We start from the raw sequence: 13,017 nt of genomic DNA on the forward strand, positions 1-13,017 counted from the left end.
CTTAACCTCATGATAGTTAATATATATTTAATAAGTGACTAGAGATTTACTCACAATATTGCTCACTTTTTCAAAAGCACTTTTATTTGATCAAATAAAAAGCCGCTTTCTAAGCGGCTAATATAGCAAAAAAAGAAGTAACCAGTTTAACTATTTCATTCGTTAGAAATTTGCAGAAAAAACGTCTTTGAGAAGTGAGCCTTTTTGAAATGGTATATAAGTACAACTCAGGCAAAATAAGCGTTTCATTAGAAATAGAAAATTATTCTGCCTGAGTTAAAAAAGAAGATTAAATCGCTCTAGTGTTGTAAATCAACCAATCTAAAACTTCTCCAGACAAATGTTCAGCTAATCTTTCTTGAACAGTTTGATGGTAACGATTTAACCAGTCTTTTTCTTCATTATTAAGCATATCAACAACAATACAATCTAAATGAATCGGGCAAAGGGTTAGTGTTTCAAACTCTAAAAATTCACCGTAAGTTTTTTCAAATCCAGAGTGAAGTTTGTTAGCAACCAGATTTTCAATGCGAATTCCATATTGTCCTTCATGGTATAAGCCCGGCTCGTTAGAAATAATCATTCCTTCACGCAACTTACTATAGGCATGTATAGGCGCGTAATAAGAAAGTACTTGTGGACCTTCATGAACATTAAGCGCAAAGCCTACGCCGTGGCCTGTTCCATGTCGATAATCTAAACCATGTTGCCATAAAGTATTACGACAAATTGAATCGAGTAGAGGAGCAGCTAAACCTTCTGGATAAATCGTTTTTGCCAAAGAAATGTGACATTTTAAAACCAAGGTGTAGTCACGTTTTTGTTGCCCTGTTGGCGCGCCTACAGAAACAACACGAGTAATATCGGTTGTTCCATCTACATATTGTCCACCAGAGTCAATTAGCAATAGCCCATCACCTTCGATAAATGAATAGTGCTCTTCAGTTGCACGGTAGTGGGGTAGAGCACCATTGGCATTAAAGCCAGCAATCGTTGAAAAACTTGGGCCTATAAAACCCTCTTGCTCAGCACGGAAGGCTGTAATTTTCTCATCAATAGTCAATTCTGAAATACTTTCACCATGATGAAGCGTTTTTTCTAACCAGTGAAAAAAGTGGCAAAGCGCGACTCCATCTTTAACCATTGCATGACGGATATGAGCAATTTCGCTTTCATGTTTACGCGATTTAAAAAGCGTACTCGGGTTGATGTCATATATAACCCGAATATCTTTTGCGATGGCTTGTTCATAAAAAATCGAGACTTTGGCTGGATCTAAAAGTACCGAGGCATCTGAAATATTTGCTAAAAACTTAGCTGTATCTTCGTAGTTACGAATTTCAATACCATCGGCTGCCAAAGCTTGCTGAATGCTTACATCAACTTTTTCAGCATCAATAAAAAGAACAGTTTGTTTTGCACTGACATATAAATGTGAAAGGAACACAGGGTTATATTCTACATCTTGTCCACGTGCATTTAAGATCCATACAATATCATCTAAAGATGAAATGAAATGACCCGCAATATTCTTGCTATGTAAAGTTTCACGAATAGCCTGAATTTTTTCTTTACGAGATAGGGCATTTAGCCCTTCAGGCATGAAATGAATTTTCTTTGATGGAAGTTCTGGGCGGTTTAACCAAATCTCTCCGACTAAATCTTGCTGGGTTTCGAGTTTATAATTATTAACTCGTGCAGTATGTTCGAGTGCCTTAAATTGCTGAATTGATAAAGTATGCCCATTTACCACAATGACTGATTCTGGTTGTAGATTTTTTTCAATCCAAGCGAGATGTGTTGAAGATTCATCACTTGTTAATTTTTGAAGATCAAAGCCAGTTCCAACAAGTTGTTGCTCAGCTTGTACCCAATAGCGACCATCTGCCCAGAGGCCAGCAAAGTTTTGGGTCACGACGAGCGTACCAACCGAACCACTAAAACCGCTTAACCACTGCCTTGCTTTCCAGTAGTCTGGTAAATATTCTGACATATGTGGATCGGCACTCATCACAATCAAAGCATCTACATGCTGATTGCGCATGAGTTCACGAAGTTTCTCAAGTTTTTCTGGAACAGTTAAAACGCTCATATAGTTTCCAACTCAGGTTGAACTTTACTGGTACTTTTGTTCATTAATCTATTGATAGGTTTCTTTAATAAAAATAACACGATTGCGCCAATCACTAACGCTAAAACACATCGCATAAATAAGGTAGGTAAATGATTAATGCCATCTGCCGATACGTGCCCGCCGATTAAGCCAGCGATAAGATTACCTAAAGCTGTGCCAGTAAACCATAGACCCATAATTTGACCACGTATAACATCTGGTGCAAGTTTAGTCATGGTAGATAGACCAATCGGGCTTAAACACAATTCTCCGATAGTAAGTAAAAATAAAGTTCCTACTAACCAAAATGGTGAAACTAGGCCACCAGCAATTGCGAAATGACTAGCAAAAGACATCACGAGAAAGCCACCTGCTGCGAATAACAATGCAATAATAAATTTGCTGATATAGCTTGGGTCTTTATTTGATTTACCCAGTCTTGCCCAAAGCCATGCTGCAACGGGAGCAAAGATAATAATAAATAGGGCATTAATTGATTCAAACCATACAGTTGGAATCTCAAATCCGAAAACAATACGGTCAGTATAATCTTGTGCAAATAAAGTAAAAGTTGTGGGTTTTTGTTCAAAAGCTGACCAGAATAGAGCAGAGGCGGCTAATAAAACAAAGCAAATAATAATTTTAAATTTGTCATGCTGCTCTAAATTCAGGAAAAACAGTAAATATGCAAAATAAGCAATAATCCCAATGCAAATTATGACTGTTAAATAAGTTGCTACCTCGACCGGATTGATGTGAATAACGCCAAAGAAAGTAAGAGCAATAACAACTGCAACAGATAGCAAAAAGGAGAAAGCAATTTTTGGCGCATTTTTATTTTCAACAATTGGTTTATTCCAAGTGTCATTTTCTTGACGCAACTCATTAAAAGTTTGTAGCTGAGGAATGGCTAATGCACGGAAGATGAGTAATGCAACTAACATCCCAAGGCCGCCGATTCCAAAACCTAAGTGCCAGTTATGATCACGTGCTAATAGGCCTGTAAGAAGGGGAGCAATAAAAGAACCTATATTAATTCCCATATAAAAAATGGAGAAGCCGGCATCTCGTCTACTATCCTGAGCTTTATATAATGTTCCGACAATCACTGAAATACAGGTTTTAAATAATCCTGAGCCAATAACAATAAGGACTAAGCCGAAATAAAAAAAGAATTGATCGAAGATAGGAGTAAGCGCAATTGATAAATGACCTAATGCAATAATGAGGGAGCCATACCAGACGGATCGTGCTTGACCTAACCAGTTGTCGGCAATCCAACCACCTAAAACGGTCATTAGATACATAGAGCCTGCAAATAACCCAACAATTGCGGCGGCGGTAGGACGGTCAAGACCTAAACCACCATCATTGACCATCGCGACCATATAAAGAACGAGTAAGGGGCGAATTCCATAGTAAGAAAAGCGTTCCCATAGCTCTGTAAAAAATAAAGTTTTTAAGGGTTTTGGATGGCCGAAAAAAGCTGTGTCACATTGTTCGAGTTCATGCTTCATTTCAAATCCTTTGAACGTATTTGTAGTTTAATAAACCAAACTTTTAGTTTGTTTAATTATAAAAAAAAGTTATGTTTTATTTTTTAGATTTTTTTAAATTGAAAAGCAAGTTGGTCATGTATAAAAAAGGTATATAACAAATGGTAAAAAAACCTTTGGTTTCTTACTGCACCAAAGCTGACCAAAACCTATTTCACGGCAGAGAACTTGATAAGCGAAAGAAAACTAATTTTATAAAACTTCAGTATTTATTGAGGTAAGGAATGATTCGATCGCTGACTTTTTTAAATTTTTAAGAAGTACTTTTTGAAGAGATATTTGCATTAGAACTTTTGGCAAAGGCATGAATAGATATAGAAGAGGCAGCTAAAGGTTAAAATTTTATAAGTCATCTTTTATTATTTTCATTCATTGTAATAAGAAAGTCAGCTTTCTATATGAGAAAGTATTATGATCATGAATAACTGTTAGATATTGATGCGGTGATTCATATTGGCGCAACACTTTTGCACTAAATTAGGGCGATTGCGAGCTATTCTTGTATGCCATAATTTGAAAATGTCTGAATATGGTGCATTTAACTATGCAAACAGTATAATGGGTTCAAGACAAGGGACCTAAATCATAGATAGTTATAAACAATTCAATGTTTTAGGTAAGTCTTATAAAGTTGGTATGAGAATTGCTATATAAATACCAGCAATTAACACGCACTTAACAAGTGCAACAAAATTTCATTGGAGCAAAATGAGCATGGCGAACAAGGTCCTTCAACTCATACAAGAAAGTGGCGCAAAATGGGTCGATTTTCGCTTTACTGATACTAAGGGTAAAGAACAGCACGTAACTTACCCAGCTGATTCTATTGATGAAGATACTTTTGAAGACGGTAAAATGTTTGATGGTTCTTCAATCGCTGGTTGGAAAGGCATTGAAGCATCTGACATGATTTTACGTCCAGATGCAGAAACTGGTTTCATCGACCCGTTCTTTGCTGAACCAACTGTAGTTGTGACTTGTGACGTTATTGAACCTTCAACTGGTCAAGGTTATGAGCGTGACCCACGTTCGATTGCTCGCCGTGCAGAAGAATACTTAAAATCTACAGGTATCGGTGATACTGCATTCTTTGGTCCAGAACCAGAATTCTTTGTATTTGACGAAGTGAAGTGGGACATCGATATGTCTGGCGCTCGTCATACATTAATCGCTGAAGAAGCTGCTTGGTCTACTGGTAAAGATTACGAGTCTGGTAACTCTGGTCACCGTCCACGTGTTAAAGGCGGTTACTTCCCAGTTCCTCCAGTTGATTCTTCACAAGATATGCGTGCAGAAATGTGTGCAAAAATCGAAGATATCATGGGCCCAGGCCGTGTAGAAGTACATCACCACGAAGTTGCTTCTTGTCAGTTAGAAATTGGTGTGAGCTTCAATACTCTTGTACGTAAAGCTGACGAAGTTCAACAGTTCAAATATGCTGTTTGGAACGTTGCTCACCAATATGCAAAAACTGCAACCTTTATGCCTAAACCAATGGTAGGTGATAACGGTTCTGGTATGCATGTTCACATGTCTATCTCTAAAGATGGCAAGAACTTGTTTGCTGGTGATGAATATGCAGGCCTTTCAGAAATGGCATTGTACTTCATCGGTGGTGTTATCAAGCACGCTCGTGCATTGAATGCAATCACAAACCCATCTACAAACTCATACAAGCGTTTGGTTCCTCACTTCGAAGCGCCAATCATGCTTGCTTACTCAGCACGTAACCGTTCTGCGTCTATCCGTATTCCATACGTTTCTAGCCCTAAAGGTAAGCGTATCGAAGCTCGTTTCCCAGACCCAATGATGAATCCGTACTTAGGTTTCGCTGCATTGTTAATGGCTGGTATCGACGGTATCCAAAACAAGATCCATCCGGGCGAAGCTGCTGATAAGAACTTGTACGATCTTCCTCCAGAAGAAGAAGCAAAAATCCCAACAGTTGCTCATAGCTTAGATATGGCTCTTGAAGCACTTCAAGCAGATCACGAATTCTTGTTAAAAGGCGGCGTGTTCACTAAAGAAATGCTTGATGCATACATCGAACTTAAAACTGAAGATGTACGTCGTCTTAATACGACTACTCACCCAGTTGAATTCGATATGTACTACAGCTTGTAATACATATTTTCATAAAAAAGCCTGCTTATGCAGGCTTTTTTATTGCTTGGAATGTTGATTGAATTCTCTACGTTTTTTATCAAAAAATTGGGGTAAACTAGGTGCGAGTTTTCATGTGAGCAGATTATGCGTAAACGACAACCAGTACTTAAACAGGAAAAGACTTTAAATCCTGAATTGAAAACATGGTTGTATGCGTCTGGTTCATTGACCCAACAATTGACTGAACTTGGCGGTGGCCAATTCAGTGTAAAGCCTTTTCAAGAACATTTTCAGCGTTTAACTTTTGCAGATAGTCAGTGGATGAAGATGTCTCATGCTCACACTTCGTGGGTAAGGGAAACCTATTTATATGGCTGTGAAGCAGAACCATGGGTTAAAGCAAAAAGTATTTTTCCAATTCAAAGTTTACAAAAAAAAGCCCGTATATTTCAGCACATTGGTTCTAAGCCCATTGGCTTTTTTCTATTTCAAAGAACAACACCACTTTGTGACCGCCGTGTCATTCGTTTGCCAGAAGGTTGGACAAGACAAAGTTGCTATACTTGGCATGGGTGTAAATTTATTGTTCAAGAAACATTCTTACCGGCTTTTGAAGCTTTTTTAAATCAGCAGCACGACAAGGAATTACTATGACGACTGCAACAAGCACAACATGGCGTCAGCGATTAGAAGCTTATTATTATCTATGTCGATTTGATAAGCCAATTGGTACTGAACTGGTTTTTTGGCCAACCATGTGGGCGCTTTGGATTGCAGCAGAGGGAATGCCACCTCTACATATTCTTTTGGCGATGGTATTAGGTACAATTTTTATGCGTGCTGCGGGTTGCGCAATTAATGATTTTGCAGACCGTAAAGTAGATGCCCATGTTGAGCGGACAAAAACACGTCCTTTAGCAACAGGGGTAATTAGTCCAAAAGAAGCGGTGTATGTATTTTTAGCACTAATATTTGCCAGTGCTTGTACACTGTTCTTTTTACCTATAGCGACCTTCTACTGTGCATTAGGAGGTTTAGTTTTAGCGTTTGTATATCCTTTCATGAAACGTTATACCCATTTGCCGCAAGTAGTTTTAGGTATGGCATTTTCTTGGGGTATTCCAATGTCATTTACAGCAATGGGTAAGCCTTTAGATATAACATGTTGGCTACTTTATTTTGGTAATTTGGCTTGGACAGTGGCTTATGACACTCAATATGCAATTACAGACCGTGAATATGATTTAAAGATTGGCGTCAAATCTACTGCTATTCTTTTTGGTCGATATGACATCCAAATTATTGCACTCTTACAGGCAACCAGCCTTGTTTTGATTGGGGCTGCACTGTATTTAGAAAATATCTTATTCCCATGGGCGATCATTGCTTTAATTGTTGTTGCATTCGATTTTATATATCAAACAATTAAAACCAAAGACCGCAACCCTCAAGTATGTTTTTGGGCATTCCGTCACAATCGCTGGGTTGGATTAATCATTTTTCTAGGAATATTTTTAAATTTCATATAGTAAAAATGACCGCAAGGTTGAAAAGTGTTCTATGCAGAGCACTTTTTTTATGTCTTAATATTCGTGCATAAAAAAATATGCGGAATAAATAATACATAAAAAAGGATATTCTATGAAACGGTCAAAAATTGCTTTAGCTATAACATTATCGGTTTCAACATTATTTCTTGCAGCATGTAATGACAATGATGATGATTATATTGGCGTAAATCCCGATAAAACTTATGTGTCTGAAAAAGCCTATTCTAAAGATAGCTTAAGCGGTGCTTCATCTATAAAAGTTATGACTTATAACATGGTCAATGTACAAGGAAAAACAGCTGAAGCAACTGCTTTGGTAATGTTCCCTAAAGCGACTCAGCCTAAAGATGGTTATCGCGTAGTGGTATGGGAGCACGGCACTGTAGGTGTAGGAGATAGTTGTGCGCCAAGCAATAATACGATTAATCCACGCTTTAAAATTCTAGCGGATACATTATTGGCAGCTGGCTATGTTGTAATTGCTCCAGATTATGAAGGTTTGGGTACTCGAGGGATGCATCCATACCTTAATTTAGGAAGTGAGGCTAAATCTGCAATTGCAGCAGTTAAAGCTGCAAAGGATCATTACAGTAGTCAGTTAAATAGTTCATGGATGTCAATTGGGCAGTCTCAAGGAGGCCATGCTTCATTAGGAACAGCTGAATTTGCTAATAACGACACTAACTACAAAGGAGCGGTTGCAACGGCACCAGCTTCTAGCCTTGGTTATATTATTTCTAAAGTTGCTCCGCAAGCAATTAAAGACATTCTTGATAAAGAGCAGGCTGGTACAGCACCTGTTGGTACGGCTGTAGAAGTGTACGCTGAGCTACTCGCGTATGCTGCATATACCACAGTAGGTATTACTGCTTATGAGCCTAAATTTAATTATCGTGAAATTTTCCAACAACGTTCTCAGAGTATAGCTGAGTTCGCAGAAGGGACTACTGGTGAAAATGGTATATGTTTAACTGATTTGCATAATAAATTTGCAGATGACATTCGAGATTTTCTTGCGACTAATGCTGGCAAAACAGTTTTAGATTATCCTGGTTTAGCTGGTAATTTCCAAGAAAATCCAACTGTTAAAAAGTTCTTAGACGATAATCAGCCAGCTACTAAAAAAATTAATTCACCGGTCATGATTGTTCAGGGTACTGCTGATATGGCTGTACCATATCCTGTCACTGAAGGATTGCAAAAAGGACTTAGAGACAAGGGAACTGATGTAACATTTGTACCTGTTGTAGGGGCTGCCCATACTCAAGCGATTGTATGTAGAAATGCTGAAATTTATCAATTTGTTCAATCTAAGATGCCAGCTAAAACAAATATCGTGCTTGATCCATCAGTAATAGATGCTAGCCAAAGTCCTCACTGCACAGGTAACTTCTAAGATTTAATTATCTATTTAAAAATTAGCTTTAAAAAAGAGCCACTATAAAGTGGCTCTTTTTGTTATATTGTTACGTATATTAAAATTGACACCATTTGAGTTTGAAGTAGTTATGAGCCAGCAACCTGTTGAAAAGAAATCTGTTCCTTGGTTATTAATGGGATTAGGTTTGCTTATTCCTTTTTTTATTATTGGAATACTTTTCTTGGCTGCAAAAAGTGATGCTAAGACTAAAAAACAATATGAACAGCAACGTTTAGAGATGGAAAAAAGAATAGCTGAAAAAGAAGCAGCAAGTTCTGAAAAGAAATAATAGCAGTGCTTTTAATGAATATCCTTTTGTAGCTGACGTACACTTGGGATGTTTGTATAACGTCTTACTATATAGCCTGCTTCTGTGAGCATTTGATCACGAATACGGTCTTCTTCTGCTTTTTCAAGATGGGTAGGGTCATCTAGCTCAATAATGGCAATTACTTCCATCTTGTCATTAAGCACAACAAAGTCGGTTACTTTACGGTTGAACTGACTACGAATTTTATAGTCATTGCTGGTAATCAAAGCACTAAAAGCCACTTGTGCTAAAACATGATGACTTGGAAAACTTTGTTTTAAACGAATAAACATCTGAGTTTCAAAGTTGGTAATGACAGGACGAGCAAAGAATTTTTGTTTTGGAAATAAATAAGGACGTAAACAAACAACAAGAAAAATGCAGGTGCTTAAGCAACCTAAAACAATAAAAAATAAGTGACTCGATTCGAACATGTGAAGGCATCATACAAATAAAAACCCACTCATGATGAGTGGGTTTTTAAGAATCTTGGCTCTCCAACCTGGGCTCGAACCAGGGACCTGCGGATTAACAGTCCGTCGCTCTACCGACTGAGCTATTGGAGAATCTGGAAAAGGATTTTAGGGAGGAAAGAGGGCTGGGTCAAGTCTTAATAACGGAATTAGTCAGAATATCTAATCGTTTGGTTTAAAAATATTCGAAACATTGATTTTATTAAAAATAATAGAAAATTATTAAATGATTAGATAAGAAAAAGCCCGCAATAGATGCGGGCTTTTAGAATCTTGGCTCTCCCACCTGGGCTCGAACCAGGGACCTGCGGATTAACAGTCCGTCGCTCTACCGACTGAGCTATGGGAGATTAGTAGATGGCTCTCCAACCTGGGCTCGAACCAGGGACCTGCGGATTAACAGTCCGTCGCTCTACCGACTGAGCTATTGGAGAATCTGATGCGCATTTTATGGATGAAATCTAAAAGCGTCAATAAGAATATTAAAGAAAATGAATCGTTTGCTTGATTAATATGCTTTTGTTGTATTAAAAATAAAAAAACCACCCAAAATAGGGTGGTTTTTATAAAGAAATAAAATTATTTCTCTACGCCTGCTGGTTGGCCTGCAAGTTTTGCATTTGCATAGTCCCAGTTCACTAGGCTTTCTAAGAAAGTTGCGATGTATTTAGGACGTAAGTTACGGAAATCGATGTAGTAAGCATGTTCCCAAACGTCAATTGTTAATACAGCAATTTGACCATGTGCAAGTGGAGTGTCTGCATTAGAAGTTTTAGTAATAGATAATTTACCGTTTACTTCGTCAGCAACTAACCAAGCCCAACCTGAACCGAATTGAGTTGTTGCAGCAGCAGCAAATTCTTCTGCAAATTTTTCGTAGCTACCAAAAGCTTCTTCAATTTTAGCAGCGATTGCGCCAGTAGGTTTACCACCACCATTTGGCTTCATAGAATTCCAGTAGAATGTATGGTTCCAAACTTGAGCAGCGTTGTTGAAAATACCAGCTTTAGATGCATCACCAGCAGTTGCTTTGATGATTTCTTCTAAAGTTTTACCTTCAAGGTCAGTTCCTTTGATTAAGTTGTTTAAGTTAACAACATAGGTATTGTGGTGTTTATCGTGATGGTATTCTAAAGTTTCTTTACTGATATGTGGCGCTAAATCATCATAGCCATATGGAAGTGCAGGTAAAGTAATGGTTGTCATGTTCCTATTCCTTGCATTTGCTGGGTTATACAATATTAAGTGGCTCTATTGTAAATGATTCTGTTCACAATAGGGCATCGTTTTAAAGAACTATACACAATAAAGATCTAATTAATACGCATAACACAGATTGAAAAAAAGACTTAATTAAATCGGATTATTCAATTCAAAATATTCACTTTCAATAGCGAACTGTTGTGAAATTGCTTGTGCCAATCGCTGAACTCCATAACGTTCAGTTGCATGATGACCACAAGCAAAATAGTGAACACCTAATTCTTTTGCTTCATAGAAAGTTCGTTCACTGACTTCGCCTGAAATATAAGCATCGCAATTTTGCATAGCTGCTTTAGCAATAAAATCTTGAGCGCCGCCTGTACAGAAACCTACTTTTTGAATGTTTTGTTTTCCAGCGGGTAAATGAATCACCTTAAAATCAAAACTGTTTTGTAGTTTTGCTTTAAATTCGTCCACAGAAAGTGCTTGCTCTAAATATCCAATATTACCAATCGGATGTTTCTCGGTTAAATCGAGTGGTTCTAAATTCTGTAAATTTAATTTCTCTGCAATGGCTACATTGTTGCCCAAAGTTGGGTGAGCATCTAATGGCAGATGGTAAGCGACTAATGAAATATTATTTTGAATAAGTTTTTTAATGCGGTTACCGCGCATTCCTGTGATTGGATACGGTTCACCTTTCCAAAAATAACCATGATGTACAAGTAATAGATCCGCATTTTGAGCAATTGCTGCATCAATTGCATCTTCGGAAGCAGTAACCGCACAAACGATACGTTTTACTTCAGTTGAACCTTCAATTTGCAGGCCATTTGGTGCGTAATCTTTAAATTCTGCTGCTTTTAAGGTTTGGTCGCACCACTGAATAATTTCATGCAAATTCGCCATGATATTTCCTGAATTGAGTAGTAAATAATTGCTAAAGCTATAGAAACATATTTTGTTGTGTAACTAAAGCTAGACAAATCTTTTTTGAGTTTTTTGTGTATATCGACATATTTAATTTAAAATGCTTAACTGAAAACTCTTTTTGTTCAATATATTAATTTAATTAAAAACTTCTTTTCGTAGAGGATATAAACGTGCGCCGCACCTTTACATGGTTACCTTGGGTGTTACTTATTATTGTAATTGCCAGTTTTATTGCATGGCAAAAATACCATCAACCGAAACCAACTGTTGCAGTTGATGGGGTACAAATGCCTGCCGAGAAAGTTGAGCCATTGGTTGATACTTCACGAACGGGCGGGGTGGTGTCTTATAGTGCTGCGGTAAAAGTTGCAGCGCCGGCAGTTGTTAATATTTTTACGACCCAAAAAGTTAAACAAAATCATCCATTGTTAAGCGATCCAGTATTCCGCGAATTTTTTGGAAATCAGGTTCCTGAACAACAACAGCAAAATGAAAATAGTTTAGGCTCTGGGGTTATTGTACGTGCTGATGGTTATATTCTTACCAATAATCATGTGATTGCTCAAGCTGATCAAATTGTAGTGGCATTACGTGACGGACGTCGTGCGGAAGCAACGATTGTTGGAACGGATCCAGATACAGATTTAGCAGTCATTAAAATCGATTTAGATAAATTACCTGTGTTGCCATTTAAGTTAAGTGGTAATGAAGTGGGTGATGTTGTCTTGGCGATTGGTAACCCATTTGGTGTAGGGCAAACGGTAACTCAAGGTATTATTTCTGCCACTGAGCGCTCTGATTTAGGCATTAATACCTATGAAGACTTTATTCAAACCGACGCCGCAATTAATCCAGGTAACTCAGGTGGTGCATTAATTGATGTTGCTGGTAATTTAATTGGGGTAAACACAGCTATTTTCTCTCAATCAGGTGGTTCTTTAGGTATTGGCTTCGCAATTCCAGCTAAAATTTGCCAACAAGTATTAAACTCGATTTTGAAAGATGGTCGTGTAGTTCGTGGATGGTTAGGCATTAGTTTAGTACCACCTACACAAGACGATGTCTTGGCACCAAAACAGCAAATTGGTGTAGTTGTTGCTGATGTATTAAAAAGTGGTCCAGCGGCTTCAGCAGGTATAAAAGTTGGCGATAAGATTGTTCAAGTAAATAATGAACCAATCACATCGGCATCTCATTTGATTAATTACGTTGCATTACAAGCGCCTAATAGCGAAATTAATGTAGTGGTTGAGCGAGCTGGGAAGCAAGAAAACTTTGTAGTAACAGTTGGCGAAAGAAAAAACCAAAATAGTCAATCTCAATATATACCGTTACCTAAACAGTAAAATAAAA

Annotated in this window: 11 protein-coding genes and 3 tRNA genes; 6 read left to right on the forward strand and 8 right to left on the reverse strand. The window is 37.7% G+C overall.

Annotated features, from left to right (window positions below; translation table 11 throughout):
• Nucleotides 1-289: 289 nt before the first annotated feature.
• Together AOLE_RS05375 and AOLE_RS05380 are read right to left on the reverse strand one after the other, a co-directional pair.
• Nucleotides 290-2,092: an aminopeptidase P family protein gene (locus AOLE_RS05375; protein WP_013197190.1), complete on the reverse strand. Its 1,803-nt coding sequence runs from the start codon at nt 2,090-2,092 to the stop codon at nt 290-292.
• A complete protein-coding gene (locus AOLE_RS05380) occupies nt 2,089-3,630 on the reverse strand; it encodes a peptide MFS transporter (protein ID WP_013197191.1) in 1,542 nt (513 codons plus the stop codon). The genes AOLE_RS05375 and AOLE_RS05380 overlap by 4 nt, the downstream gene beginning before the upstream one ends.
• A 747-nt stretch (nt 3,631-4,377) precedes the next feature.
• Between AOLE_RS05380 and glnA the strand changes: the two genes are divergently transcribed.
• The 5 genes from glnA (at nt 4,378) to AOLE_RS05405 (ending at nt 9,034) form a co-directional block, all read left to right on the forward strand.
• Nucleotides 4,378-5,793, forward strand: a complete 1,416-nt coding sequence (gene glnA, locus AOLE_RS05385) for a type I glutamate--ammonia ligase (protein ID WP_171056845.1) — start codon at nt 4,378-4,380, stop codon at nt 5,791-5,793.
• A gap of 126 nt (nt 5,794-5,919) precedes the next feature.
• Nucleotides 5,920-6,429 (forward strand): chorismate--pyruvate lyase family protein, encoded by a 510-nt coding sequence (locus AOLE_RS05390; RefSeq protein WP_004790961.1) that lies wholly within the window; start codon nt 5,920-5,922, stop codon nt 6,427-6,429.
• Nucleotides 6,426-7,304, forward strand: a complete 879-nt coding sequence (ubiA, locus tag AOLE_RS05395) for a 4-hydroxybenzoate octaprenyltransferase (RefSeq protein WP_013197192.1) — start codon at nt 6,426-6,428, stop codon at nt 7,302-7,304. Before AOLE_RS05390 ends, ubiA begins: the two co-directional genes overlap by 4 nt.
• Before the next feature lie 112 nt (nt 7,305-7,416).
• On the forward strand, nt 7,417-8,721 hold the full coding sequence (locus tag AOLE_RS05400; protein ID WP_013197193.1) for an alpha/beta hydrolase family protein: 1,305 nt from the start codon (nt 7,417-7,419) through the stop codon (nt 8,719-8,721).
• 112 nt (nt 8,722-8,833) lie between these two features.
• The gene (locus tag AOLE_RS05405; RefSeq protein ID WP_035331519.1) at nt 8,834-9,034 is read left to right on the forward strand and encodes a hypothetical protein; all 201 of its coding nucleotides are present in this window, start codon (nt 8,834-8,836) and stop codon (nt 9,032-9,034) included.
• An 11-nt stretch (nt 9,035-9,045) separates the two neighbouring features.
• Here the strand turns inward: AOLE_RS05405 and AOLE_RS05410 are convergent, their stop codons facing one another.
• The 6 genes from AOLE_RS05410 to AOLE_RS05435 form a co-directional block, all read right to left on the reverse strand.
• Nucleotides 9,046-9,489: a DUF2726 domain-containing protein gene (locus AOLE_RS05410; protein WP_013197195.1), complete on the reverse strand. Its 444-nt coding sequence runs from the start codon at nt 9,487-9,489 to the stop codon at nt 9,046-9,048.
• 56 nt (nt 9,490-9,545) lie between these two features.
• Nucleotides 9,546-9,621, reverse strand: a tRNA-Asn gene (locus AOLE_RS05415).
• A gap of 181 nt (nt 9,622-9,802) precedes the next feature.
• Nucleotides 9,803-9,878, reverse strand: a tRNA-Asn gene (locus AOLE_RS05420).
• Nucleotides 9,879-9,886: 8 nt separating this feature from the next.
• A tRNA-Asn gene (locus tag AOLE_RS05425) sits at nt 9,887-9,962 on the reverse strand.
• 145 nt (nt 9,963-10,107) lie between these two features.
• Entirely contained in the window at nt 10,108-10,734 is a 627-nt protein-coding gene (locus AOLE_RS05430) for a superoxide dismutase (protein WP_003650584.1), read from the reverse strand.
• A gap of 147 nt (nt 10,735-10,881) precedes the next feature.
• Nucleotides 10,882-11,640, reverse strand: coding sequence for a Nif3-like dinuclear metal center hexameric protein (locus tag AOLE_RS05435; RefSeq protein ID WP_013197196.1), 759 nt, complete (start codon nt 11,638-11,640; stop codon nt 10,882-10,884).
• 194 nt (nt 11,641-11,834) lie between these two features.
• On the opposite strand from AOLE_RS05435, the gene AOLE_RS05440 reads away from it, so the two are divergent.
• Nucleotides 11,835-13,010: a S1C family serine protease gene (locus AOLE_RS05440; RefSeq protein ID WP_013197197.1), complete on the forward strand. Its 1,176-nt coding sequence runs from the start codon at nt 11,835-11,837 to the stop codon at nt 13,008-13,010.
• The last annotated feature ends 7 nt before the right edge of the window (nt 13,011-13,017 follow it).

Source organism: Acinetobacter oleivorans DR1 (genome assembly GCF_000196795.1).
In the GTDB taxonomy this organism is placed as follows: domain Bacteria; phylum Pseudomonadota; class Gammaproteobacteria; order Pseudomonadales; family Moraxellaceae; genus Acinetobacter; species Acinetobacter oleivorans.

Excerpts from the sequence above, each read along its gene's own strand:
- AOLE_RS05375 (WP_013197190.1), bottom strand. The coding sequence starts at position 2,092 with ATGAGCGTTTTAACTGTTCCAGAAAAACTTGAGAAACTTCGTGAACTC.
- AOLE_RS05380 (WP_013197191.1), bottom strand. The coding sequence starts at position 3,630 with ATGAAGCATGAACTCGAACAATGTGACACAGCTTTTTTCGGCCATCCA.
- glnA (WP_171056845.1), top strand. The coding sequence starts at position 4,378 with ATGAGCATGGCGAACAAGGTCCTTCAACTCATACAAGAAAGTGGCGCA.
- AOLE_RS05390 (WP_004790961.1), top strand. The coding sequence starts at position 5,920 with ATGCGTAAACGACAACCAGTACTTAAACAGGAAAAGACTTTAAATCCT.
- ubiA (WP_013197192.1), top strand. The coding sequence starts at position 6,426 with ATGACGACTGCAACAAGCACAACATGGCGTCAGCGATTAGAAGCTTAT.
- AOLE_RS05400 (WP_013197193.1), top strand. The coding sequence starts at position 7,417 with ATGAAACGGTCAAAAATTGCTTTAGCTATAACATTATCGGTTTCAACA.
- AOLE_RS05405 (WP_035331519.1), top strand. The coding sequence starts at position 8,834 with ATGAGCCAGCAACCTGTTGAAAAGAAATCTGTTCCTTGGTTATTAATG.
- AOLE_RS05410 (WP_013197195.1), bottom strand. The coding sequence starts at position 9,489 with ATGTTCGAATCGAGTCACTTATTTTTTATTGTTTTAGGTTGCTTAAGC.
- AOLE_RS05430 (WP_003650584.1), bottom strand. The coding sequence starts at position 10,734 with ATGACAACCATTACTTTACCTGCACTTCCATATGGCTATGATGATTTA.
- AOLE_RS05435 (WP_013197196.1), bottom strand. The coding sequence starts at position 11,640 with ATGGCGAATTTGCATGAAATTATTCAGTGGTGCGACCAAACCTTAAAA.